General features: G+C 35.4%; 24 protein-coding genes and 1 tRNA gene. 10 read left to right on the top strand and 15 right to left on the bottom strand.

The window, feature by feature from the left end:
• The first annotated feature begins 14 nt into the window (after positions 1 to 14).
• The 6 genes from plsY (at position 15) to ISP71_00565 (ending at position 5031) form a co-directional block, all read left to right on the top strand.
• On the top strand, positions 15 to 644 hold the full coding sequence (plsY, locus tag ISP71_00590; protein ID MBL6662576.1) for a glycerol-3-phosphate 1-O-acyltransferase PlsY: 630 nt from the start codon (positions 15 to 17) through the stop codon (positions 642 to 644).
• Between the two features lie 53 nt (positions 645 to 697).
• Positions 698 to 771: transfer RNA gene (locus ISP71_00585), tRNA-Arg, on the top strand.
• A gap of 194 nt (positions 772 to 965) precedes the next feature.
• Positions 966 to 1499 carry a hypothetical protein gene (locus ISP71_00580; GenBank protein ID MBL6662575.1) on the top strand — a complete coding sequence of 178 codons (534 nt, stop codon included), beginning with the start codon at positions 966 to 968 and terminating at the stop codon, positions 1497 to 1499.
• 169 nt (positions 1500 to 1668) lie between these two features.
• The gene (locus tag ISP71_00575; protein MBL6662574.1) at positions 1669 to 2343 is read left to right on the top strand and encodes a toxin-antitoxin system YwqK family antitoxin; all 675 of its coding nucleotides are present in this window, start codon (positions 1669 to 1671) and stop codon (positions 2341 to 2343) included.
• Positions 2336 to 3427 (top strand): tRNA 2-thiouridine(34) synthase MnmA, encoded by a 1092-nt coding sequence (gene mnmA / locus ISP71_00570; protein MBL6662573.1) that lies wholly within the window; start codon positions 2336 to 2338, stop codon positions 3425 to 3427. Before ISP71_00575 ends, mnmA begins: the two co-directional genes overlap by 8 nt.
• A complete protein-coding gene (locus ISP71_00565; GenBank protein ID MBL6662572.1) occupies positions 3424 to 5031 on the top strand; it encodes a S8 family serine peptidase in 1608 nt (535 codons plus the stop codon). The genes mnmA and ISP71_00565 overlap by 4 nt, the downstream gene beginning before the upstream one ends.
• 5 nt (positions 5032 to 5036) lie before the next feature.
• Here ISP71_00565 and ISP71_00560 read toward each other — a convergent pair whose 3' ends face one another.
• From ISP71_00560 to ISP71_00540, 5 genes are read right to left on the bottom strand one after another with little or no spacing between them, the layout of a single operon-like run.
• On the bottom strand, positions 5037 to 5648 hold the full coding sequence (locus tag ISP71_00560) for a fumarylacetoacetate hydrolase family protein (protein MBL6662571.1): 612 nt from the start codon (positions 5646 to 5648) through the stop codon (positions 5037 to 5039).
• On the bottom strand, positions 5645 to 6010 hold the full coding sequence (locus tag ISP71_00555; protein MBL6662570.1) for an SdpI family protein: 366 nt from the start codon (positions 6008 to 6010) through the stop codon (positions 5645 to 5647). Before ISP71_00555 ends, ISP71_00560 begins: the two co-directional genes overlap by 4 nt.
• 1 nt (position 6011) lies before the next feature.
• Positions 6012 to 6776 carry a ribonuclease H-like domain-containing protein gene (locus tag ISP71_00550; GenBank protein ID MBL6662569.1) on the bottom strand — a complete coding sequence of 255 codons (765 nt, stop codon included), beginning with the start codon at positions 6774 to 6776 and terminating at the stop codon, positions 6012 to 6014.
• 5 nt (positions 6777 to 6781) lie between these two features.
• Positions 6782 to 8107 carry a 2-oxo acid dehydrogenase subunit E2 gene (locus ISP71_00545; GenBank protein MBL6662568.1) on the bottom strand — a complete coding sequence of 442 codons (1326 nt, stop codon included), beginning with the start codon at positions 8105 to 8107 and terminating at the stop codon, positions 6782 to 6784.
• 51 nt (positions 8108 to 8158) lie between these two features.
• On the bottom strand, positions 8159 to 9025 hold the full coding sequence (locus ISP71_00540; protein MBL6662567.1) for a glycosyltransferase family 2 protein: 867 nt from the start codon (positions 9023 to 9025) through the stop codon (positions 8159 to 8161).
• A 103-nt stretch (positions 9026 to 9128) separates the two neighbouring features.
• Here ISP71_00540 and recR point away from each other — a divergent pair, with 103 nt between their 5' ends.
• On the top strand, positions 9129 to 9743 hold the full coding sequence (recR, locus tag ISP71_00535) for a recombination protein RecR (protein ID MBL6662566.1): 615 nt from the start codon (positions 9129 to 9131) through the stop codon (positions 9741 to 9743).
• A gap of 4 nt (positions 9744 to 9747) precedes the next feature.
• Positions 9748 to 11160: a sodium:solute symporter gene (locus ISP71_00530; GenBank protein ID MBL6662565.1), complete on the top strand. Its 1413-nt coding sequence runs from the start codon at positions 9748 to 9750 to the stop codon at positions 11158 to 11160.
• Here ISP71_00530 and ISP71_00525 read toward each other — a convergent pair.
• The 5 genes from ISP71_00525 to mtaB are packed head-to-tail and all read right to left on the bottom strand — an operon-like array spanning position 11157 to position 15811.
• The gene (locus tag ISP71_00525) at positions 11157 to 11708 is read right to left on the bottom strand and encodes a DUF3575 domain-containing protein (protein ID MBL6662564.1); all 552 of its coding nucleotides are present in this window, start codon (positions 11706 to 11708) and stop codon (positions 11157 to 11159) included. The two genes, ISP71_00530 and ISP71_00525, sit on opposite strands and share 4 nt — an antisense overlap.
• A gap of 25 nt (positions 11709 to 11733) precedes the next feature.
• Positions 11734 to 12288, bottom strand: a complete 555-nt coding sequence (locus tag ISP71_00520; GenBank protein MBL6662563.1) for a hypothetical protein — start codon at positions 12286 to 12288, stop codon at positions 11734 to 11736.
• 34 nt (positions 12289 to 12322) lie between these two features.
• The gene (locus ISP71_00515; protein ID MBL6662562.1) at positions 12323 to 13312 is read right to left on the bottom strand and encodes a patatin-like phospholipase family protein; all 990 of its coding nucleotides are present in this window, start codon (positions 13310 to 13312) and stop codon (positions 12323 to 12325) included.
• Between the two features lie 14 nt (positions 13313 to 13326).
• Complete coding sequence (locus ISP71_00510) at positions 13327 to 14484, bottom strand: prolipoprotein diacylglyceryl transferase (GenBank protein MBL6662561.1); 1158 nt, start codon at positions 14482 to 14484, stop codon at positions 13327 to 13329.
• Positions 14485 to 14494: 10 nt separating this feature from the next.
• Positions 14495 to 15811, bottom strand: coding sequence for a tRNA (N(6)-L-threonylcarbamoyladenosine(37)-C(2))-methylthiotransferase MtaB (mtaB, locus tag ISP71_00505; protein MBL6662560.1), 1317 nt, complete (start codon positions 15809 to 15811; stop codon positions 14495 to 14497).
• Between the two features lie 338 nt (positions 15812 to 16149).
• Between mtaB and ISP71_00500 the strand changes: the two genes are divergently transcribed.
• Positions 16150 to 17736, top strand: a complete 1587-nt coding sequence (locus tag ISP71_00500) for an ABC transporter substrate-binding protein (GenBank protein ID MBL6662559.1) — start codon at positions 16150 to 16152, stop codon at positions 17734 to 17736.
• Here ISP71_00500 and ISP71_00495 read toward each other — a convergent pair.
• Genes ISP71_00495 through ISP71_00475 form a run of 5 tightly spaced genes read right to left on the bottom strand, consistent with a single transcriptional unit; the run spans position 17733 to position 22439 of the window.
• Positions 17733 to 18752, bottom strand: coding sequence for an endonuclease/exonuclease/phosphatase family protein (locus ISP71_00495; protein ID MBL6662558.1), 1020 nt, complete (start codon positions 18750 to 18752; stop codon positions 17733 to 17735). The genes ISP71_00500 and ISP71_00495 overlap by 4 nt on opposite strands.
• A gap of 4 nt (positions 18753 to 18756) precedes the next feature.
• Positions 18757 to 19629 carry a rhomboid family intramembrane serine protease gene (locus tag ISP71_00490; GenBank protein ID MBL6662557.1) on the bottom strand — a complete coding sequence of 291 codons (873 nt, stop codon included), beginning with the start codon at positions 19627 to 19629 and terminating at the stop codon, positions 18757 to 18759.
• Positions 19630 to 19631: 2 nt separating this feature from the next.
• Positions 19632 to 20375, bottom strand: a complete 744-nt coding sequence (locus ISP71_00485) for a rhomboid family intramembrane serine protease (protein MBL6662556.1) — start codon at positions 20373 to 20375, stop codon at positions 19632 to 19634.
• A gap of 2 nt (positions 20376 to 20377) precedes the next feature.
• Positions 20378 to 22180, bottom strand: coding sequence for a DNA mismatch repair endonuclease MutL (mutL, locus tag ISP71_00480; GenBank protein ID MBL6662555.1), 1803 nt, complete (start codon positions 22178 to 22180; stop codon positions 20378 to 20380).
• Position 22181: 1 nt separating this feature from the next.
• Entirely contained in the window at positions 22182 to 22439 is a 258-nt protein-coding gene (locus ISP71_00475) for a hypothetical protein (GenBank protein ID MBL6662554.1), read from the bottom strand.
• Between the two features lie 342 nt (positions 22440 to 22781).
• Between ISP71_00475 and ISP71_00470 the strand changes: the two genes are divergently transcribed.
• The gene (locus tag ISP71_00470) at positions 22782 to 23114 is read left to right on the top strand and encodes a helix-turn-helix transcriptional regulator (GenBank protein ID MBL6662553.1); all 333 of its coding nucleotides are present in this window, start codon (positions 22782 to 22784) and stop codon (positions 23112 to 23114) included.
• Positions 23115 to 23120: the final 6 nt, after the last annotated feature.

Here is a 23120-nt window from a genome sequence, read left to right as displayed (position 1 = left end):
TATTTTTAGCGACCATGCTTACAGGCTCAAATATTGTTTTTCTAATACTTTCCTATCTAATAGGTTCAGTGCCTTTTAGCATTATAGCAGGTAAGCTATTGAAGGGTATTGATGTCAGAGAATACGGTAGTGGTAATGCTGGAGCAACCAATACCTTTAGGGTACTTGGAAAAACTGCTGGAATACCAGTTTTACTACTTGATATTCTCAAAGGCTATCTAGCCGTCAATTTGGTGTGGTACACTTCCTATGTGCCATCTACCGAGATATACATCAACTTACAACTTACTTTTGGTATAGCGGCAGTTTTGGGGCATGTTTTTCCTGTTTATGTGGGCTTTAGAGGAGGTAAGGGAGTAGCTACACTTTTAGGCTTTATGCTCGCTGTATTTCCAGAGGCAGCACTCATATCCATCGTTGTATTTGTATTGACATTACTCTTTTCAAAATACGTTTCTTTGAGTTCTATTTTTGCGGGTTTATTCTTTCCGTTTGGAGTGTATTATCTTTCAGTAACTTTAGTGCCTACTATGATGATTTTTGCGGTATTTGTGCCAATACTACTCATAGCTACCCATCAAAGAAATATAGAACGCTTGGTGCGAGGCGATGAAAATAAGGTCAGTTTAAAGAAGAAGAAATAATTTCATTTTTTTGCCTTCATATTCAATTAGCTATTTATATTTGCAGACGTTTTGGACTCGTAGCATAACTGGATAGTGCACTAGATTACGGCTCTAGAGGTTGGGGGTTCGACTCCCTCCGAGTTCACACATTTTAAAAATCCCCTTGACAATTTCTGTTCTTGGGGATTTTTTTTATGCGTTTCCTTGTGGTGCGTACTGAAAAAGAGAGCAGAAGTGATTAAAAAAAGACTAATAAATAACACCACTTAAAGATTGGATTTACGCCATGCGTGAATCCCAGTGTTCATGCAAAACAAAAACACCGTTGACTAAGAATTAATGTTTCTTCTTCTTTTTATCATATTAGCCTTTCTACTGATAATCGGAATCCCGATTGGACTTTCCTATTTAATTTATCGTTTCATAACCAAGAGGAATTACGACAAGCGACTAAGACTGATTGCTCTGATACCAACACTATTAATGTCATACTTGATTTATTCAGCACTTTATCCAAGCGAAGACTTTTATCGAATAGACTTTACCGAAGTAACAGGAATTGAATTACCAAAGCATGTTGAATTTAAGTACAAGTCTGCTACCTATCCCGACCAATTTGGAGACTATACTTCAATTTCGATTATTAATGTCGGGAATGACTTTTACAAGAATTTAACTAAGACTTTAACCGAAAAAGGATTTAAAGAAAATGGACAAAAAACCTATACAACAGAATATGATAAAGCATTAGAGTACACAGACAACTTGGAAATTAAAAAGGAGTTCACAATGGAAGAAGGTGGCGGAGTGTACTATTACGTCGGTTTCTTGACGGACAATGAAACGATAATTGTAAAAAGACTAAGTTGGTAAAAGAAAAAAGCCCCGCTAGCGCGAGCATCTTGCTCGTGCTATAATATATTACTTACTTAGTCTAAACTAGAACTAACAGTTTACCATCTAACTCTTTTCTCTTTTCATACAATTTTATCATCTTTAAGAAGTTGTTTTAGAATACCCATATTCTTAGTAGTTTTGCACTATGTATAAAATTATAATGTGTTTGTTTATTTCTGCAGTAGCATTGGCGCAAAATGTGACCGATGAGCAGGGTAGAAAGCAGGGCAAGTGGTCACAAAATCACGACAACGGACAATTGCGCTATGAAGGTAGCTTTGTAGATGATAATCCTTCAGGTATATTTTTGTACTATACAGAACGAGGTGTTCTCAAGGCCAATTTGGAATATTTTAATGAAGGTGAATCGGCTTCGGCACGTTTGTATCATGCCAATGGTAAAGTACAAGCGGTAGGACTTTACCAAAATGAGCTGAAAGAACAATTGTGGAAGTACTATGACAATAGAGAAAAGCTCATAAGAGAGGAAAATTATAAAAATGGTAAGTTGGAAGGTCAGACTATCTTATACTATCCTGATGGAAATGTATTAGAAAAGAGTACCTATGTAGCAGATAAAAAAGATGGCAAGAGTTTGCAATACTATAGAAACGGACAATTAAAGTTAAGTGCAAACTATAAAGCTGACAAATTGGAGGGCAGTTACACCCTTTACAATTCGGCAGGTGTCAAAAAATACAGTGGTAAATACTTAAACGACATCAAAGACGGCATTTGGAAGTATTACAAAGACGATAAATCTTTTGACTATCAGATAGAATACATCAACGGCATATCACAAGGTAGACAAGATGGATAAGAAAGGAAAAGTATTAGTAGCGATGAGTGGTGGTATTGATAGCACCGTTACGGCTTTGTTGTTGCACGAGCAAGGCTATGAGGTGGTAGGTATTACTATGAAGACTTGGGATTATGCCAATTCTGGAGGCTCTAACAAAGAAACGGGCTGTTGCAGTTTGGATTCCATTAACGATGCCCGTCAGTTGGCAGTAGATTGCGGTTTTCCTCATATCATACTCGATATACGTGATGAGTTTGGCGATTACATCATTGATAACTTTGTGGACGAATACATTGCTGGAAGAACGCCTAACCCTTGTGTTTTGTGCAATACACACATTAAGTGGGAAGCCTTATTAAAACGTGCCGATCAATTGGGTTGTGAGTACATCGCCACAGGTCATTATGCCCAAGTCAGAGAAGAAAATGGGCGTTATGTAGTATCCAAAGGCATAGACGAATGGAAAGACCAATCTTATGTGTTATGGGGGCTTTCTCAAGAGTGTTTGAGTAGAACCATTTTCCCTATGGGACAATACCACAAAGACGATATCAAGCAAATGGCTATTGATAGGGGTTATGAGGAATTAGCCAAAAAGCCTGAGAGTTACGAAATATGCTTTATACCAGACAACGATTACAGAGGCTTTTTAAAGCGTAAAGTCGAAGGATTGGAAGAGCAAGTCAAAGGGGGTAACTTCATCAATACCAAAGGGGAAGTCATAGGCACTCATGACGGTTATCCTTTTTATACCATTGGTCAGCGTAAATTGGGGGTTTCCTTCGGTTTAGATGCCTCTTATGTTATTGAGATTAAGCCAGAAACCAACGAGGTGGTAGTGGGTACTAAAGAAGACCTCAATAAACAAGAAATGGTTGTTAAGGGTTTGAATTACATCAAGTACGATAGTATACCAGATAATTTTGAAAGTTTAACCAAAGTACGCTACAAGCATCAAGGGGAACAATCGACCTTAAATAATATAGATAACGAAATAAAAGTCTTGTTTCATAAAAAGGTAGAAGGAATTGCTCCTGGTCAGTCTGCCGTTTTTTACGAAGGTAATGATGTATTAGGAGGCGGCTTTATTGCTAAACAATGAGACTATTAACGCTACTTATATTTCTTCCTTTATTCAGTTTTTCACAAGATAGTATATCTTTAAAATTGTGGATTGCTTTTGAAGATAAAGGCAGTTATACGGTCAGTGATTTTACCCCTTCAGAATTGTTATCGCCTCGAGCTATTGAGCGTAGAGCAAAACAAAATATCCCTTTGCACTATTCGGATTTGCCCATACCTACGGACTACCTTTTGACCTTACAAGATTTGGGATTTACAATCCTCAACAAAAGCAAGTGGTTTAACGGTGTAACAGCCTCATACTCTGGTGCTAATGTAGATACTTTATTGACTTTAGATTTTATTAAAGAAGTAGATTCTTTGCAATTATTTATAGATTTATCAGATGTCAGAAAAGCCTCAAAATTTGATGATATCGTTTTTGAAAACGATTATGGACAATCCAAAAATCAGATAGAAATGTTGTCAGGGGATAATCTGCACGAACAAGGCTATCAAGGTCAAGGAATACACATTGCTGTATTAGACGCTGGTTTTAGAAAAACTGATGAGATAGATGCATTCACCCATCTATTTGCCAATAATCAGGTATTAGGCACTTGGGATTATGTCGATGGCGAATCTTCGGTTTATGAAGATAACTATCACGGCATGTCAGTACTATCTACTATTGCTGGATATTTGGAAAATGAATTTTTAGGGACAGCACCAAAAGCTAGTTATTGGCTGTTGCGTACCGAAGATGCATCTTCGGAGACACTTATTGAGGAATACAATTGGGCAGTAGCTGCCGAGTTTGCCGATAGTGCAGGGGTGGATATTATCAATTCTTCTCTAGGATATACCACTTTTGATATTGCATCTCAAGATCATAGCTACGCCGATATGGACGGAAAGACAACCGTCATAAGCAGAGCAGCTACTATGGCAAGTCGTAAGGGTATGATAGTATGTAATTCGGCGGGTAATTCGGGTAATAATTCGTGGTATTATATTGGTGCTCCAGCTGATGCCGATAGCATTTTGAGTGTAGGTTCTGTCAATGCCGATGGTTTATCCTCCTCATTTTCTTCTTATGGTCCTTCCTCAGATGGTAGAGTCAAACCTACAGTTTCAGCACAAGGGGGTAATACTACTGTAATTACTTCTAGTAATGCTATTGCTACTAGTAATGGGACTTCTTTTTCCTCGCCCATTATTGCGGGTATGACGGCTTGTTTGTGGCAAGCCCACTACCAAAAAAGTAATATGCAAATTATAGAGGCTATAACACAGAGTGCCCACTTGTACCAAACACCTGACAATCAAATGGGCTTTGGTATTCCCAATTATTCCTTAGCTAACGCCTTGTTACTAGATATTGAAGCTATTGATGAAGTGACTTTAGACATTTATCCTAATCCAGTGTCTTCAAATGCTAAGGCATACCTTTATACTGCCAATCATACAAATATCTCCTACCGTTTAGTAGATGTACGAGGTCAAGAGATTTTACAAGGGAAAAACGATTGGTCCTACGCTTTGATTCCAATAGAAATTCCAGCTTTACCATCAGGAATTTATATCCTTGAGGCTACCATAGGGGATAAGGTAGTTGTAGAGCGACTGAATATAGTGGATTAGGATTTTTACCTCACTTTGATTTCAAACATCTTTTGCCTACCAATAAAGCCTTTCAAGATATCGCCATTATTCACTTGTCCAACACCAGCAGGAGTGCCTGTATAAATGAGATCGCCAATTTTGAGGGTGTAAAATTGTGAGATGTAGGCTATGATTTTGTCGAAATTAAAGAGCATATCTTTAGAATTACCTACTTGTACTGTATTACCGTTCTTTTCTAGTGTAAAATCAATGTTGTTAAGGTCTAATTCTTCTTTAGGAATAAAGTTACGGCTGATTACTGCCGAACCGTCAAAACCTTTGGCTTTTTCCCAAGGTAAACCTTTGGCTTTAACTTCTTCTTGAACATCTCTAGCAGTAAAATCTATTCCTAGTCCAATATCTTGATAATATTTATGAGCAAAGCCTTCTTCGATGTGTTTGCCTAGTCGATTGATTTTAATGACCAATTCTACTTCATAATGCACATTGCTAGTAAAATCTGGTATGAAAAAGGGGTGACCTTTGGGTGAAATAGCGGTATCGGGTTTTAGAAAAAATACGGGTTCACTAGGAATAGCATTACCTAATTCTTTGGCGTGATTGACATAATTTCTACCTATACAAATGATTTTCATAGCTGCATTTTTCTATTGCCGTCTTTATCAAAAATGGTTTTCAATTGTTTTTCTATCACTAATACTCCAATAACTAAACCGGCGACTAGAAATATAGTAGCGTAAAGTATTGTTGTATCTACATCGATATTGAATACTATTCCAATGAGTTGTAAGATACAAGTTAAAGCAGAAACTAAAAGCATCATATGTGTACTTCTTTTATTAGCTTCGTTCCAAGTATCTTGGTTTTTCATAGATAAAGTAGTTCTATGTCCATAAACATGATTGATTTTCTTAGGTGGAAAATAGAAGAATATTAGGCTTATCACTAACATTAACGGTCCAATTAAAAGGTGTAAAAAAATAGGTGAACCTTCCATCTTAGAAATCCCTCAGCTTGATTTGTGTTAAAACTTTCTTGGTATAAAGGGGGAAGTCGGCTTGTTGTATCCAAGAAAAATAGCCCGGGTTAGTTTGTAAAACACTGGCAACGGTTTGTCCTTTGTGTTTACCAAAGGAAAAACATTCTTCGTTGTCCTCATTATAGACGATGAAACCAGCCATATCGGCAAAAGGCTTACCTCTTTGTGAAAATTCGGACAAGAAGTCAATATCGTTTTCTAATTCTTGGTATTTTTCCAGTTGAGCGGTCAAAATTTCATAAGTAGCTTGTGTATCGGCTTCTGCACTGTGGGCATTTTCTAAGTCTTTAGCACAATAGAATTTATAGGCTGCCGATAGGGTACGTTGTTCCATTTTATGGAAAATATTTTGCACGTCTACCGCTTTACGTTTTTTCATATCAAAATCTACATCTGCTCTCAAAAATTCTTCTGCTAGTAGTGGTATATCAAAACGGTTAGAATTGTATCCTGCTAAATCGCAGCCTTCCATCATATTTTTAATGTCGTGTGCCAATTCTTTAAAAGTGGGTTCATTAGCCACTTTAGCATCGTCTATACCATGTACTGCAGTGGTTTCTGCTGGTATAGGTATAGTAGGGTTCACTAGCCAAGTTTTACTTTCTTTGTTGCCGTTAGGATATACTTTGAATACAGATATTTCTACAATTCTGTCTTTAGCTACTGAGACGCCTGTTGTTTCCAAATCAAAAAATACAATAGGCTTTTTTAGTGATAATTCCATATAATTTATATACTTGTGTTATCGTCAAATTGCTCGAGGTAATCGGCTACTTTGCGTAAGAAACTACCTCCTAAAGCACCATCAACTACTCGGTGGTCGTAAGATAGGGACAAGAACATCATGTGTCTAATACCTATTAAGTCGCCATGGGGTGTTTCTATAACGGCAGGTTTTTTCTTGATAGCACCAACTGCCATAATAGCTACTTGAGGCTGATTGATAATCGGTGTTCCCATAACATTACCGAAAGAACCTACATTAGTGAGTGTAAAGGTGCCGCCTTGTATTTCGTCTGGTTTAAGCTGATTGTTACGTGCTCTGTTGGCCAAATCGTTTACAGTTTTAGTAATACCCATCAAATTCATTTGGTCTGCACCTTTTACTACAGGAACAATAAGGTTGCCCGATGGTAGTGCGGCTGCCATTCCTATATTAATGTCTTTATGAATAACAATATTAGTACCATCTACCGATACGTTAATCATAGGGAAATCTTTGATGGCTTTGGCTACTGCCTCAATAAAGATAGGTGTAAAGGTAATGTTCTGACCTTCTCGTTTTTTAAAGTCGCCTTTTATTTTGTTTCTCCAATTTACTAGTGTCGTTACATCGGCTTCTACAAAAGATGTCACGTGAGGAGAAGTTTGTTTGGACATCACCATGTGGTCGGCAATGAGTTTTCTCATTCTGTCCATTTCAATAATCTCTTTATCACCGCTCATGCTTACAGTTGGAGGAGGGCTACTAACTGTTTTTGGTGCTGGTGCTGGTGTAGGACTGGCTGAAGGTTTAGGGCTTGTTGTAGCTTGTGTTTTATTGTTTAGGTAATTGAGTAAGTCGGTTTTAGTTACTCTACTGTCTTTACCACTTCCTGGTATGTTATCCAATTCTTCTATGCTTAACCCTTCTTCAGTAGCAATAGAACGAACTAGGGGAGAATAAAAGCGTTCGCCGTTATTTTCTATTTTTTGAACACTTTCTTTGACTTGGGCTATTTCTTCTTCAATTTTTTCGGCAACGACTTGGGGTTGGGGAGTAGCTACTTTCTCTTCTTTTTGAGGCTGTGGGCTTGACGATTGGCTATCTTCGGCAGAAGTTTCTATAATGGCAAATGCTTCGCCAACTTTTACTACCGCATCTACATCAAAAAGCTTTTCAACTAACACGCCTTCTAGAGAAGATGGCACTTCTGAATCTACTTTATCTGTTGCAATCTCTACTATGGTTTCGTCCATTTCTACGGAGTCGCCCACTTCCTTATGCCAATTGATGATGGTAGCCTCAGCTACACTTTCGCCCATTTTTGGCATTATTAACTCGATTTTAGCCATCTAAAAGTGTGTTAGTTTGTGTGGCTAAATTAGTAAAATATATTACTTAGTCTATGGCTTTTTTTTAACAAATAATCGTCTAAAAAATTGGTATGTAGAATGTAAAATCATTACGAGCTGAATTCCCAAATGATAAAGGGGGTATGTTTTAGGGTAATGCTTTTTTGAAAAAATCTTCATCGCACCATAAAAACGTTCAATGTATTTGAAACTGTATTTATCGGTACTTTCTCCTTTATAATGTAAGATAGGTACTGTTCCTAGATAGTAATTGCGATATCCAGCGTGTTGGATACGGTATGAAAAGTCGATGTCCTCGCCATACATAAAATAGGCTTCGTCTAAACCACCAACTTCATCGATTATACTTTTTTTAAGCCAAATAAAAGCACCTGCTAAGACTTCTACTTGGTGGTTTTCATCTTTGCTCAAATGACCTAAATAATAGCCGTTGAATAGAGCAGAATTGGGAAATAGTTTATTTAGAAAACTCAGTCTGCATAAAGATGCCCAGGGCGTTGGAAAGCCCCGCTTAGATTCTTTTAAAAATTGATTGTTAGCATCTAGCATTTGTACACCAATACCACCGCAGTTGTTGGTTTGTGTACTGAAGTTTAAACAGTCCTCAAAGGTATTTTCATAGACTAGCGTGTCAGGGTTGAGCAGTAAAATATACTGTCCTTGTGCTTGTGCTATACCTTGGTTGTTGGCCTTTGAAAAACCAAGGTTTTGAGTGTTGGCAATGAGTTTAAGCTCTTTAAATTCAGATTGTAACATTTGTACAGAACCGTCGCTAGAGGCGTTGTCAACCACAATGATTTCGGTATCTATGCTATGCGCTGCCTTCTGCACACTCAATAGACAATCTCTCAGAAGATTTTTGACATTATAATTAACAATGATAACCGACAGTTGCATAGACACAAAGATAGAATTTAAGTTGAATTGCTTAGGTTTATCTTTGTCAATAACTCTCTATCAATATCATTATTATTTAGATGGTTTCTTTTATTTTTGTGATATGAACTTTTCCTCAAAACTGATACAAGACGCCGTTGAACAGTTTGCTAAATTACCGGGTATAGGTCGTAAATCGGCTATGCGTTTGGCTTTGCATCTGTTAAAAATGGATAAAGATGAAGTGCGCAGCTTTGGCGAAGCCTTTATCGATTTGAGGGATAAGATTAACTATTGTCAAGAATGTCACAACATTTCCGATATAGATATATGTGAATTGTGTTCTAACCCCAATAGAGAATCCTCATTACTTTGTGTAGTAGAAGACATAAGAGATGTTATTGCTATAGAAAATACCCATCAGTTTAAGGGCAAATACCACGTCTTAGGTGGTATCATTTCTCCTATGGACGGTATAGGTCCAGCAGACCTTAACATAGAAAGTCTAGTGGCTAAGGTTGCTCAAGGAAATATCAAAGAAATCATAATGGCATTGAGTACGACTATGGAAGGGGATACTACCAACTTCTACATCTTTAAACGATTGAAAGAATACGGTGTTAAAATGAGTGTTATTGCTCGTGGTATTTCGGTAGGTGATGAGCTCGAATATGCCGATGAAGTCACTTTAGGTCGTTCCATAGTCAATAGAACACCTTATGAAAACTCTTTAGCTTAGCACCATGTCGCCAACTCTTATACTGTCCATTATTGCCATTTATTTTCTTGTTCTTATTCTCATTTCCTATTTTACTGGAAAAAGCGATAGCAACGATGCCTTTTTCTTAGGCAACAAACAGTCGCCTTGGTACATTGTTTCCTTTGGTATGATAGGAGCAACACTATCTGGAGTAACTTTCATTTCTGTACCCGGTTGGGTGGCAGATAGTCAGTTCAGTTATTTGCAGATGATATTGGGTATGACGGCTGGATATGTTGTTATTGCTAACGTTTTAATGCCCATTTATTATCGCATGAATTTAACGTCTATTTATGCCTATTTGGGCGATAGGTTTGGCGAGTCCACGCACCAAACGGGTGCTTTTTTCTTCTTACTATCAAGAACAATAGGGGCGTCTTTCCGATTATACCTAGTAGCCAATGTAATGCAGATTGCCATTTTTGACGCTTGGAATGTTCCTTTTTGGCTAACGGTATCCCTCACCATTATACTCATTTGGATATACACTTTTAGAAGTGGCATCAAAACTATTATCTGGACAGATACCTTACAAACCTTATTTATGCTTTTGGCAGTGGGTGTGAGTATATGGCTCATTTCGGATAAAATGGGTTTAGGTTTGGTGGAATTGAGTCATACTATCAGAGAGAGTCAGTATTCTCAGGTATTCTTTTGGGAAGGCAAACAACACTTTTTGAAGCAATTCCTTTCGGGTGCTTTCTTAGCCATTGTAATGACAGGATTAGACCAAGACATGATGCAAAAGAACCTTTCTTGCAGAAGTCTGTCAGATGCCAAAAAGAATATGTATTCCTTCAGTGTGGTGCTTATTGTAGTCAATATCTTTTTTCTAGCTCTAGGGGCTATGTTATACCTCTATGCCGAGCAAATAGGTATGGACATTAATAAAGGCGATGATTTGTTTCCCCTAGTGGCTTTAAAAGCCGATTTGGGTTTGGGTGTAGGCATCTTCTTTATTTTGGGTTTGATAGCGGCAGCCTATTCTAGTGCCGATTCGGCACTTACCTCACTAACGACTTCTTTCTGTGTAGATTTTCTGAATATAGAGCAGAAAGCAGAGCGACAACAAGTACAAACTAGAAAATGGGTGCATGTGGGCTTTTCGGTGGTTTTGGTCTTGGCTATTCTTATTTTTAAAGCCATCAATGACGACAGTGTTATATCGGCACTCTTTAAGGTAGCAGGTTATACCTATGGTCCTTTGTTGGGACTGTTTGCTTTTGGTATTTTTACGAAATGGAATATTAAAGATAGGGCAGTACCCATAGTGGCAGTTTTATCTCCTGTAATAGCCTATATCTTACAGCTTTATATTCCTTTTGGTTTCGAATTACTTATGGTCAATGGAGGGATTACATTCTTAGGATTGTGTCTATTAATTAAAAGAGCTTAAAAGCGTTTGCCGATAGTAATACCTCCAATGAAGTCGATACTTATAGGATAGCTTAAATTACCTTGCAAATTTTCATAAACATCTTTATTGTTAAAATCTTTTGATAGACCACTCATAATTTGGATAAAATAGTTTTTACTGTTTAGATATTTATAGCCAAAGGCTATGCCCAATCCTGTTTTACGAAATTTTTTATCTAATTCATGAGGTAGATAATAATCTTCATATTCGTTCATAAAAAAAAGGTCGAAATTTAGATGAGTTTCAATATAAAAGGTTGAATGGTTTTTTTCAAAATACATTCTATGATAAGGTCGAATAATTTGTTTATAATAGTACATTGAACCTACAAGAGTAATTTCATATTTTTCATTTCCAAAATAATTACCAATATTTATACCAACAGAATGACTCTTATTTAAAAGCCTTTCGTAGCTTATAACAGGTCTTTTATATAGTATATTAAGTGGGTTTATTGAAATCTCATTTTTTTGAGAGTATGCCGAAATACTAGATAATATAAGGCTAATTAATAATACTTTTTTCATAATCAAATGGCTTAATGTTATTGGTTTAGAAACGTTTTCCTATAGAAAGTAATGCTGTGTATCGAAAGCTTACGTTAATATCTGAATCATTTCCAGATGAATATTCATTTTTAAAATCTTTTGAAACTCCGGCTTTCAATTGAAAAACAAAGTTTTTAGCAGAAACTTTTTTGTATCCAATATTAAACCCTAATCCGATTTTATTGAATACCTCACTTACTGGATAATCATTATAAGGGTAGTAGTAAATCTTATCAAAATTGAGATGACTTTCAAAATAAATTTTGTTGTAATTCTCGCCAAAATACAAGCGGTAAAATGGTCTAATTATATTTTTTTCAAAAAAATCATGATCCAAAATATTTATTCTATTCTCATCAGTGTTTTCTCCAAAATGCATTCCTAAATCTATTCCAACAGAATGAACACCATCTTTAAAAAGCCTTTCATAAGTTATTGTAGGTTTCACAAAAAAAATAGACGCAGGACTTATAGTAACTTCATTTTTAGCCTCTTTTTTCTGTTGAGCGAAGCATATAATAGTAGAAAATAAAAGGACGATTAGGAATAGTTTTTTCATAGTAGTTTGCTTAAAGAAGATTCAAATATAGAGCTTAATGAAAACTATTCAAATAGTTTTGGCTATAATGTCTGCCGCTGTCTATTAGTTTTTGTTTTTCTTCTTTTTTAAGTTTTTTAATCTTGGGCGAAATACCTTCAGAAGATATAAATACAGTACGATTCCAATCTTCTTGCTTGAGCCCTTTGTTATTTAGGTTTTCAATGACATAGTTATACAGAGCTGATACATAATCATCGAGTTGATGTATTGCCATTGGAGCAAGTAGTTGGTGCTTGTTGTATTGTATTTGTTCGGCTCTTTCTATTTTGAACCCTAGGGTATGTGGGTTAATAATTCGTTTACCCTCAGAGATGCTATCGAATAGTGTAATGGGGTAGTTTAAGACTATTCCTCCATCGACCATAATATCTAGTTCTTGGTTTTCTTTTGGTTTCTCGTAAACATTGCCTAGACTATCTATAAATACCGCTTCAAAATAAAGAGGTATAGACATAGAAATACGTACTGCATCTTTTATTTTCATGCTTGGGTAGCTTTCTTTACTCAGAATTATAGACTGTTGTTTGTTGAGACAAGTTGCCGTTACGTATAAATCGATGTAACCTTCTTGGTTAAGTTCTGAAAAAGTAATGTTCGGATTGGCGGTTTTGTTCTCTATAATTGTTGTTAGCCATTTATCAAATCGTTTGGCTTTATACCAGCCAAATTGTTTTTTCATTCTATATATACCTCCAAAAAATAAGTATTTACCATTATTAAATTTATTCAATTTAGTTTGTGATATAATTTCACCGATTTCATCTGAAGAATACCCTATGGCTAACATCATAGCCGTAATAGCTCCTGCCGAAGTGCCACCTACTTTTTCTATTTGACTAATTAGCTTGTTGTTTTCCAATTCCTTAATAGCTCCTGCATAAGCTATACCACGTACTCCTGCACCTTCAAAAACTAAATTTTTAATGGTGTTTTGTGCATACAGTTGCTGACAAAAAAGAAGAATTAATAAGATGTTTTTCATGGCAAAACTAATTTTTAAGTTGCCGTTTTTTTATGTTGTGTATTTAGCCTGTACACTATGGCTAGACCACTTATAATCATAGCCAAGGAAATGAGTTCTGCCTGAGTAATCTCTTGTCCAAACAAGATGTAGTTGGTATTCACTCTTATTTTCTCAATGAAGAAACGTTCTAGACCATTAACTACCATATATATACCGAATAACATACCAGCGATGTTTATGCGTTTGCGTAAGTACCACAAGAGAGCAAATAATCCTAATGCCATTATAATTTCATAGATAGGAGTAGGGAAGACAGGGTATAGCAATTCGTTGCAATACGGGCCAACACAACCTTCTATTGGAACACCAGCATTGATGACGTTGTGAGGGTAGGTGTAAGCCCACGCCCAATCGGGTAAAAAGCTCAACCATTCGGGTTTAGGTGCTAGGTTGGTTATTCCCCAATCGCCATCGCCAGAAAAGTGACAACCCATACGTCCTATTCCGTAAGCTAACATCAGTCCGGGTGCAGCAGCATCACTAATGATTTTGTAGTGTATGCCGTACTTTTTAGCGTAGTAGATAACGGCTATTGCTCCACAAATTAAGCCTCCATAAAAGGTAAGTCCACTAAAGGATAGCAATTGCCCAATAGGGTCAGCCAAAAAGTCATTCATGTTTTCTAGGTTGTGAAAGATTTTAGCTCCTAAAATACCTGCAACAGCAGCTATCATAGTAATGTTACCAACTAATTGGTAGGGGTGAACCGTTTCATTGACTGTTTTGGGTTGATCCAATTCTTGTTTTTTATACTCTCTGTGTTTTAAAAAGGCGTTTAGTATAGCCCCTAAAAGCCCCCCTATTAAATGACCTTCAGTAGATAAGATAACTGCTTGTGGATTGCCTACAAATTCTGAGTAGTTAAGAGCAGCATAAAGTAATTTGTAACCTAAAATAAAGCCTAAGGCAGCAGCAGAAATTAATTGAGTAGTACTTATTTTTTGACCTACCAACTTGGGACGTTTTACCGCTTTTATTAAGCCAATTTTTTCTTTGCGTTTCAGTTCTAAAGCCAAAGTCCAGCTAGAGAAAATAAAGGCTAATGCCACAAAAAAACCAAAAGTTTGTATCGGTAATGGTATATAGACACCAAAAAGGTCGTTGAGTAAGTAACTAATGTTTGGATACATAAGAGCTTATTTAATGTGATTCAAAGATATAAATTCCATCTTCATCAATAGTGTTAAGTTTTGTTGGCATAAGTTGGTTTATCCACTCGCTATTAAAAGGAGCTTTTACACGAAGGTAATTTTCAGTAAAACCATACATAAATCCGTCTTTATTTTCGCCTTCAAACAAAACGGTACGTACACTGCCTTGTTGTTGTTCGTAAAAGTGTCTTTTCTTCTTAGCTGAAAGTACTCTCAACATTTTACTCCTTTTATGTCGTAGGCCTTTATCGACTACATTAGCCATCTCAGCAGCCTCGGTGTTGGCTCGTTCAGAATAGCTGAAAACGTGTAAATAGGAAATGTCTAGTTCGTTGAGGAAATTATAGGTTTTTAAAAAGTGATCTTCTGTTTCTCCCGGAAAACCTACAATAACATCTACGCCAATACAACAATGTGGCATTAAAGATTTTATGGTGTTTACTCTATCGACATATAAGTCGGTCAAGTAACGTCTTTTCATTTTTTTCAAAATATGGTCAGAACCAGACTGTAAAGGAATATGAAAGTGGGGGACAAAGGCTTTAGAATTAGCTACATATTCTATGGTTTCGTTCTTTAAAAGGTTGGGCTCAATTGAAGATATTCGTAATCGATTGATACCCTCTACTTTATCTAGCCCTTTGACTAAGTCTAAAAAGGTGTGTTGGTGTTTTTTATTGCCAAACTCTCCTTTGCCATAATCGCCAATATTAACACCAGTTAAAACGATTTCTTGTATGCCTTTTTCGGAAATGGCTTTTGCATTATTAAGCACATTTTCTAGTTTGTCACTTCTACTAATACCACGTGCTAAAGGGATAGTACAATAGGTGCATTTATAATCACAACCGTCTTGTACTTTCAAAAAAGCTCGGGTTCTGTCGCCAATAGAGTAGGCATCAACAAAAAAATTAGCATCATCTATTTCACAAGAATGAATTTCTGTATGCTCTTTTTTACTCAAGTCATTGAGGTAATGATTGAGTTTAAACTTTTCTGTTGCACCAAGCACCAAATCAACTCCATCAATCTGTGAAATTTGTTCTGGCTTTAACTGTGCATAACAACCAACCACCACTATAAAAGCATCTGGTGAGGTCTTTAAGGCTGAAGCTACTAAACGCTTACACTCTTTGTCGGCATTTTCAGTTACTGAGCATGTATTGATAACATAAATATCAGCAACTTCCTTAAAATCAACTTTTTGATAGCCCTCTTTAGTCAATTGTCTTGAAATGGTAGAGGTTTCTGAAAAGTTAAGTTTACAACCTTGGGTGTAATATGCAACAGTAGATTGATTTTCCATCGGTTGCAAAATTAACTTTTTCTATTGTTTATTAGGTTAATGTTTCAATAGAATACAAAAAAAATATAATTAGTGTAACCTTTACAATATCCTGTACGTAAAATGAAGTGCTGTCAAAAGCAATGTGTCGTTTTTTTATAGTTTTTTTAGTTTTTTGAAAATTCATTTTCCAGTCTTGTTAGAAGACTACATCTTGACAAATGCAAAAATAGCAAAACGTTTATCACGCAATGAAGCTAACCAAAAAGATGTAGTTCAATAAATCCGATAGCCGACATTTCGATTTATATTCCGACAGACTGGATTTTGAATTTTTTATTTGTGTATTTTTAGCACCAATGACAGCTTCTTCATTTCGACAATTTATTTTCTTTTTAGTTGTTCTAGTGTTCTTCTCGTGCCAGGAAAAACATTCTGATGAGAATTTATCCATTTTCAGATATAATGAATCGGCAGGAATAAATAGTTTAGACCCTGCTTTTTCCAAAGACCAAGCTAGTATATGGGTGGCTAATCAAATTTTTGACGGTTTAGTGCAGGTCGATTCTCAACTTAATGTTATGCCATCTATTGCTCACTCTTGGACTATTTCAGAAGATGCTCAAAGTTATACCTTTCACCTAAGAAATGATGTGCTTTTTCACCAGCATTCATTGTTTGAAGATTATCAAGATAGGGTGGTCAAAGCAGACGATTTTGTGTATAGTTTTAATCGTTTGACTGACAAAGCGGTATCTTCTCCAGGTGCTTGGGTAATGAACAATGTTGACTATTATGAGGCTATTAACGATAGCACTTTTTTTATTCGTTTGAAAACTCCTTTTCCTCCTTTTTTAGGCTTACTGAGTATGCCGTATTGCTCTGTTGTTCCTCAAGAAATTGTTGAAAATACTAGCTTTCGAGATGCGCCAATTGGCACAGGACCTTTTCATTTTCAATATTGGAAAGAAAATGTAAAACTCGTACTAAGAAAAAATGAGGATTTCTATGAAAATGGATTGCCATTACTAGATGCAATTGCAATTACGTTTATAAAAGATAAGCAAACAGCCTTTTTAGAATTTATCAAGGGTAATTTGGACTTTATCTCTGGGCTAGATGCTTCTTACAAAGATGAAGTACTTACGCCACAGGGTCAACTGCAAGAGAATTATATTGGAAGAATACAACTACAGACCTTACCCTATCTCAATACCGAATATTTAGGCTTTTTGATGGATGAAAATAATTTGTCAGCATCACAACATTTGGCGGTAAGAAAGGCTATTAATTATGGCTTTGACAGACAAAAAATGATTACTTATTTGCGTAATAACATTGGAAGTCCTGCAAATGAAGGTTTTGTGCCGAAGGGTTTACCATCATTTACAGATAGTTTGCGAGGTTACGATTACAATCCAGAAGTGGCAAGGCAATTATTAGCCGATTCGGATATATCAACCCCTATTTCAATAGAGCTCAATACTACCAGTTCCTACTTAGATTTGTGTGAATTTATTCAAAATCAATTGGCTGAAGTGGGCATTCAACTAGAAATAAATATTAATCCACCCTCCACACATAGACAAATGGTTGCGACTTCAAAATTAGATTTTTTTAGAGGTTCGTGGATAGCAGATTATGCCGATGCTGAAAATTATTTAGCATTATTTTATTCAAAGAATTTTTGTCCGAACGGACCGAATTACACGCATTTTTCAAATCCAACCTACGATAACTATTATGAATTGGCTCTAAAAGAAGTTAATCTAGAAAAAAGACGTTTTTATTACCATTTGATGGATCAAATGATTTTAGATGAGGCGGCAATTGTTCCTTTATATTACGATCAAGTAATACGATTTGTGCAAAATGATATTGTTGGTTTTGAATCTAATGCCATGAATTTATTGGAATTGAAAAGTGTTCAAAAGCTTAATCCCTAGTTGAAAGTGCTGACAATAGGGAAGTGGTCAGATAAATTGACCTCTGTTGTTTTGAAACTATTTATCTTAAATTCTGGGCTGTGTAAAATATAATCTATTCTAAGCGTAGGAAATTTTCCATTGTAAGTCTGTCCTAATCCCGTTCCAGCATTAGTAAAGCTATCATTTAAACCTTCTGAGAGTTGCTTATAGCTAAAAGAAGTGGGTGTGTCGTTGAAATCACCACACAGAATGATTGGGTATGGTGAGGTATTCATATGTGCTTTTATGGCTTTGACCTGTTTTGCTCTTTTGAAAAAAGATGTTTTAAGTCGCTGGATGATGCTTTCAGCACCTTCTACGGAAGGTCTGTCTAAAAACTCATAATCCTCTTTTTCAAACCAATTCGATGCTAGATGAACATTATACACCCTAATACTATCGTCTCCTATGGCTATATCACTATATATACAAACGTTATTGGTTCTTTCTCCAGAAATACTAACTGTTCCTTTTTTGAATATAGGGAAGTTGGAATAGGTTGCCATTCGCCAACTTTTTCGTTCACTCTGTAGTCCAATATGACTGTGGGGATAGTTAAGTTTTGGTAGTTCTTCTGGAGCGTAAAATTCTTGTAGGCAAAGAATATTTACGGATTCCTTATTTAGATATTCTATAATTTCTTGCTTCACATCGTCTTTCTTAATCCAATCGTAGGCATTGAATAAACGTACATTGAAACTCATTACCGAAAATTTTGCTTCTGTCTCAATTCCTTTATCTTGTATGTTTATGAGGTTTTGAATATGCCCATAGCCTAGTAATATGACAATAATATTAGCCCAAAAATGTTTTTTGAAACGTATAATCCAATAGATAGTAAATAAAAGATTGATGAGTAATAAAAAAGGATAGATTAAACCTAGTAAGGCGATAGGCCATAAGAAAGTGTCGGGGCTTATATATGATGAGGCATAGGACAAAAAAAGTGCGAAAAGCAACAACATATTTAGTATGTACAAGATGCCGTTTAGCATATCTTTATTTTTTACTGGCTTTAAATAGGGTTTCTTTTTCTTCTTTGTTTAAGCTCTCGTATCCAGATTTTGCAATTTTATCTAGTATTTTATTGATTTTATCTTGGTCATTGACTTTATTCTCTCTCCACTGGTCATCAGTCATGGGTCTTTTATAAGCTGTTTTTAATGGCTTTGTTGGCTTGAATAGATTAACCAAATAATCCATTAGATGATTAAACCATCGGCTAGTATCTTTTCCTTTTAACAATTGGCGACTGAAGTAGAATCCATAAAAAGCACCACCCAAATGAGCAATATGACCTCCTGCATTTCCTTGAGGTATTAAAATTAAATCCAATACAATTGAAACGATAGCTATGTGTTTTAATTTTACTCTACCGATAAAAGTGAGATTTACAATATAATTGGGTACATAAGTAGCGATAGCAATAAGTATAGCTAAGACAGATGCCGATGAACCTACGGCTATAGATTGCTCAAGTACTGACTCAAAAACAGGAAAATAATTAAAAGCAAGAATATAAAATACCCCCCCCGTTAGACCTCCTAAAATGTAGGTGCTAACTATTTGTTTGTTACTCAAGTATTTTAAGAAAATAGCACCTCCGAAATATAGCCATAAGAGATTGAAAATCAGATGAATAAAGCCGTTGTGAACAAACATGTAGGTAATAATTGTCCAAGGCTTAGAAAGTAATTTTTTGCTTTCAGCAGGAAGTGCTAATATTTCAATTATTTCATAGCTAGTTAAATTGAATAGGAAGAAGAAAACACCGAGAATTTTAATAAGTACAAAAACACCGAGGTTGATGTAAATGAGGCGACTAAGTAGGTTGCCTTGTTTGAAGCTGTTTTTTAAGTCGTTTATTATCATGTTTAATAAAAATGTTGACTATTCTTTCTCCAATATTTGATAAGCAAGTATCCAAATAACATACCTCCAAGATGTGCAAAGTGAGCTACGTTATCTCCTGGATTATTTTGTAAACCTAAATAAAGTTCTAATGCGCCATAAGCGGCAACAAAGTACTTAGCTTTGATAGGGATTGCAAAGTAAAGGTAGATAAGGGTATTTGGGAAAAGCATTCCAAATGCTAATAGTAAACCAAATACAGCACCAGATGCTCCAACAGTAGGTGTGTGATATAATACATTCAATTTACCCATAAGAGGATTTACAAAGTTTTGTCCATTCTGTATTGCATTATAACCGTCTGCCAATACCATATTTATTTGCTCTACTGACATTTGAGCTTCTACCATTGAAATCTGAAATTGATTGACTCCTAAATGTAAAAGTGCTGCTCCAAATCCAGTTAGCATATAGTAAATTAAAAAACGCTTTCCACCCCAAATATTCTCTAGTTGATTACCAAACATCCATAAGGCAAACATATTAAAGAGAATATGAGAAAAATTACCGTGCATAAAGAGGTGTGTCACCAACTGATGTGGTCTAAAATCAGGTGATTGCCAATTATGTAAACCAAATAATTTATCTAGGTCTATACCAAAGCTACTTCCAAGAACAATTTTTCCAAGAAAAAACAAGGCGTTGATAATGAGTAGGTTTTTAACGACCTCAGGTAAATAACTAAATCTAGCAGGACCAATGTTCATAATTAAAACTTTTTAGCTAATTCTTCTAAAGTTAAGGTAATAAGTGTTGGTTTTCCTTGAGCTGTGGTATTGGGTATTTGACAAGCAAATAAATTATCTATGATAGAACGCATTTCCTCTGGGTTTAGTTTACGTCCAGATTTGATTGACATAGTTTTTGCTAATGAACGGGATAAATTGTCGTGCTTTTCTACAGAAGATTCATTCTTAAATTGCTCTACCAATTCTTCCATAACACTCTCTAGCTTTTCCATTTCTACATCTGTAGGAGTTCCCAATACGACAATACTGTTTTTGTTTAGATAGTCAAATCTAAAGCCCATATTCAAAAGCTCATTACTTATGGTTTTTACTATTGCCATATCAGAAGGAGTCAGCTCAACAGTTTTAGGAAAAAGCAATTGTTGTGACGGACCTTCTTTGTTTTGCATTTTAAGGTAGTACTCGTACAATATTCTTTCGTGGGCTCTTTGTTGGTGTATAACCATTAATCCCGATTTTATACTAGAAACGATATATTGATTATTTAATTGAAAAATAGTTTTATCGGTTTCTTCTGAGTCTTCATTCCATCTTTTTTCTAATACCTCAGTTGTAGTGTTGGATTGTGGGGCAGGAATATTCTCAAATAAATGCTCCCAATTTTCTGTTTTTACTTTAGGAGGTGGATTATAATTATTATCAGGTTTTTTCTTTTCTTCAAATGGATTATAGCTAGAATCCACTTTTATGCTGGGTTGTTTGAGTTCTGACTTATTAGAAGTCGGAATATTCTCAAAAGCGGGGTCTTTTTCAAAATCTAACGAAGGCACAATGTTATGTACTCCTAAGGCTCTTTTTACACAGGAGCGAACGATAGCGTAAATGGATTTTTCATCCTCAAATTTAATCTCTGTTTTAGTGGGATGAATATTGACATCAATAAACTTTGGGTCTATCTCAAAAAATAAAAAATAAGAGGGGTGGTTCTTTTCTGGGATAAGGTCTTGAAAGGCGTTGCTTATAGCATGGTGTAAATAACCGCTTTTGATAAATCGTTGATTGACAAAGAAAAACTGTTCACCTCGTGTTTTTTTTGAAAATTCTGGTTTTCCTACAAAACCATTGACTACAACTAGAGATGTTTCTTCTTTTACAGGGACTAATTTTTCGTTGTATCTATTTCCAAATATGCCAACAATTCGTTGTTTGAGTGTCGAAGATGATAGCATAAATATTTCTTTATCATTGTGAAAAAAACTCATAGCACATTGGGGGTGTGCTAGGGCCATGCGTTGAAATTCATCGATGATATGTTTGAGTTCAATGTGATCTGATTTTAAGAAATTCCTTCTAGCTGGAACATTGAAAAATAAATTCTTAATGGATATAGATGTGCCATTGTTAGTAGCACAATTTTCTTGTGATTTCAATTCACTACCTTCAACGATAAGTTTTGTGCCAAGTTCCTTGTCGTGAAGTTTGGTTTTTAATTCTAAGTGAGAAATTGCTGCCATAGATGCCATAGCTTCCCCTCTAAATCCCATAGTACGAATGGAAAATAAATCGTCAGCTTTTTTGATTTTAGAAGTAGCGTGTCTTTCTAGTGACATTCTTGCATCTGTATCACTCATTCCTGAGCCGTTATCTACTACTTGGATAAGTGTTCTACCAGCATCTTTTACTATAAGCTTGATATCAGTAGCTCCTGCATCAATAGCATTTTCAATCAATTCTTTAACTGCAGAGGACGGTCTTTGTATGACTTCACCTGCGGCTATCTGATTAGCTACATGGTCTGGTAAAAGTTGAATTAGGTCTGACATATTAGATTTTCAATAGGGCAAAGCTAAGTAATACTAAAATTATAACGATAAGAATTATGCGTTTATTTGAGGTGCTATTTTCTTTAGAGCGTTTAGAATGTTGCCAATCTTTACTAAATCTCAAAGTTGTTTTTCCGCTTTCAGCAGATTTCACCCTGTTGTCTAAATCTTCCTTTTGAGCATCGTAGTACCTCGTCTTGAAATCAAATTGACGATGCCTTGATGTTTTAAAAAAGCTTGGTAGTTTGGGTGCTTGCATATTACAAAAATACATAATTCTTATGCAATAGAGTAGGGTGGTAGAATGGAGGTTTTTTGATGTCTTTTTTACCTTACATAATGTTTACTAACACTTGTGTAAAATCATTTGATTTATACCGATGTAAACGTTTTAATGCGACTTTTAAGTGCAATTTTACTACAAAAGTAAACATTTTATATATAATTTTTATAAAACACATATTTTCAGCAAGTTATAAGTTTTATATGAATAAATAAAGTAATGTAAATAGGTGTATTTAAGCTTTTTTTAGATGAATTTTATACCATTTAAAGTATAATACTACATAAATAATGTTTACATTTGTAACAGGTGAAAAAAATGGAAAATCGTATTCAAAATATCATAGAAAAGTATGGATTAAGTTCTAATACTTTTGCACAAGAAATAGATGTAAATAGGTCTACTATATCACATATTTTGTCTGGTCGAAATAAGCCTAGTATTGAGGTTCTGCAAAAGATACTTAGACGTTTTCCTGACGTTTCAGCTAATTGGTTGTTGTTGGGTCAAGGAGCTATAGATGATACTAACTTAGCTCCTTCTTCCTCTCAAGTGCCAAAAGAAAATACTATTGAAACAGTCAAGTCAATCGATAAGATAGTCGTATTTTATTCTGATAATAGTTTTGAAGAATACAAGCCGAACAAATAAACTTTT

The sequence above is a fragment of the Flavobacteriales bacterium genome, from assembly GCA_016779995.1.
In the GTDB taxonomy this organism is placed as follows: domain Bacteria; phylum Bacteroidota; class Bacteroidia; order Flavobacteriales; family UBA7312; genus UBA8444.
Note: the sequence above shows the minus strand (reverse complement) of the source record. Positions and strands in the feature narration are given on the sequence as shown.

What these genes read in the sequence shown, in the direction of transcription:
- recR (MBL6662566.1), top strand. Translation starts at nt 9,129, where the DNA reads ATGAACTTTTCCTCAAAACTGATACAAGACGCCGTTGAACAGTTTGCT.
- ISP71_00475 (MBL6662554.1), bottom strand. Translation starts at nt 22,439, where the DNA reads ATGCAAGCACCCAAACTACCAAGCTTTTTTAAAACATCAAGGCATCGT.
- ISP71_00530 (MBL6662565.1), top strand. Translation starts at nt 9,748, where the DNA reads ATGTCGCCAACTCTTATACTGTCCATTATTGCCATTTATTTTCTTGTT.
- ISP71_00490 (MBL6662557.1), bottom strand. Translation starts at nt 19,629, where the DNA reads ATGATAATAAACGACTTAAAAAACAGCTTCAAACAAGGCAACCTACTT.
- ISP71_00470 (MBL6662553.1), top strand. Translation starts at nt 22,782, where the DNA reads ATGGAAAATCGTATTCAAAATATCATAGAAAAGTATGGATTAAGTTCT.
- plsY (MBL6662576.1), top strand. Translation starts at nt 15, where the DNA reads ATGCTTACAGGCTCAAATATTGTTTTTCTAATACTTTCCTATCTAATA.
- mnmA (MBL6662573.1), top strand. Translation starts at nt 2,336, where the DNA reads ATGGATAAGAAAGGAAAAGTATTAGTAGCGATGAGTGGTGGTATTGAT.
- ISP71_00500 (MBL6662559.1), top strand. Translation starts at nt 16,150, where the DNA reads ATGACAGCTTCTTCATTTCGACAATTTATTTTCTTTTTAGTTGTTCTA.
- ISP71_00560 (MBL6662571.1), bottom strand. Translation starts at nt 5,648, where the DNA reads ATGAAAATCATTTGTATAGGTAGAAATTATGTCAATCACGCCAAAGAA.
- mtaB (MBL6662560.1), bottom strand. Translation starts at nt 15,811, where the DNA reads ATGGAAAATCAATCTACTGTTGCATATTACACCCAAGGTTGTAAACTT.
- mutL (MBL6662555.1), bottom strand. Translation starts at nt 22,180, where the DNA reads ATGTCAGACCTAATTCAACTTTTACCAGACCATGTAGCTAATCAGATA.
- ISP71_00525 (MBL6662564.1), bottom strand. Translation starts at nt 11,708, where the DNA reads ATGAAAAAAGTATTATTAATTAGCCTTATATTATCTAGTATTTCGGCA.
- ISP71_00510 (MBL6662561.1), bottom strand. Translation starts at nt 14,484, where the DNA reads ATGTATCCAAACATTAGTTACTTACTCAACGACCTTTTTGGTGTCTAT.
- ISP71_00575 (MBL6662574.1), top strand. Translation starts at nt 1,669, where the DNA reads ATGTATAAAATTATAATGTGTTTGTTTATTTCTGCAGTAGCATTGGCG.
- ISP71_00555 (MBL6662570.1), bottom strand. Translation starts at nt 6,010, where the DNA reads ATGGAAGGTTCACCTATTTTTTTACACCTTTTAATTGGACCGTTAATG.
- ISP71_00495 (MBL6662558.1), bottom strand. Translation starts at nt 18,752, where the DNA reads ATGCTAAACGGCATCTTGTACATACTAAATATGTTGTTGCTTTTCGCA.
- ISP71_00550 (MBL6662569.1), bottom strand. Translation starts at nt 6,776, where the DNA reads ATGGAATTATCACTAAAAAAGCCTATTGTATTTTTTGATTTGGAAACA.
- ISP71_00540 (MBL6662567.1), bottom strand. Translation starts at nt 9,025, where the DNA reads ATGCAACTGTCGGTTATCATTGTTAATTATAATGTCAAAAATCTTCTG.
- ISP71_00485 (MBL6662556.1), bottom strand. Translation starts at nt 20,375, where the DNA reads ATGAACATTGGTCCTGCTAGATTTAGTTATTTACCTGAGGTCGTTAAA.
- ISP71_00545 (MBL6662568.1), bottom strand. Translation starts at nt 8,107, where the DNA reads ATGGCTAAAATCGAGTTAATAATGCCAAAAATGGGCGAAAGTGTAGCT.
- ISP71_00515 (MBL6662562.1), bottom strand. Translation starts at nt 13,312, where the DNA reads ATGAAAAACATCTTATTAATTCTTCTTTTTTGTCAGCAACTGTATGCA.
- ISP71_00580 (MBL6662575.1), top strand. Translation starts at nt 966, where the DNA reads ATGTTTCTTCTTCTTTTTATCATATTAGCCTTTCTACTGATAATCGGA.
- ISP71_00565 (MBL6662572.1), top strand. Translation starts at nt 3,424, where the DNA reads ATGAGACTATTAACGCTACTTATATTTCTTCCTTTATTCAGTTTTTCA.
- ISP71_00520 (MBL6662563.1), bottom strand. Translation starts at nt 12,288, where the DNA reads ATGAAAAAACTATTCCTAATCGTCCTTTTATTTTCTACTATTATATGC.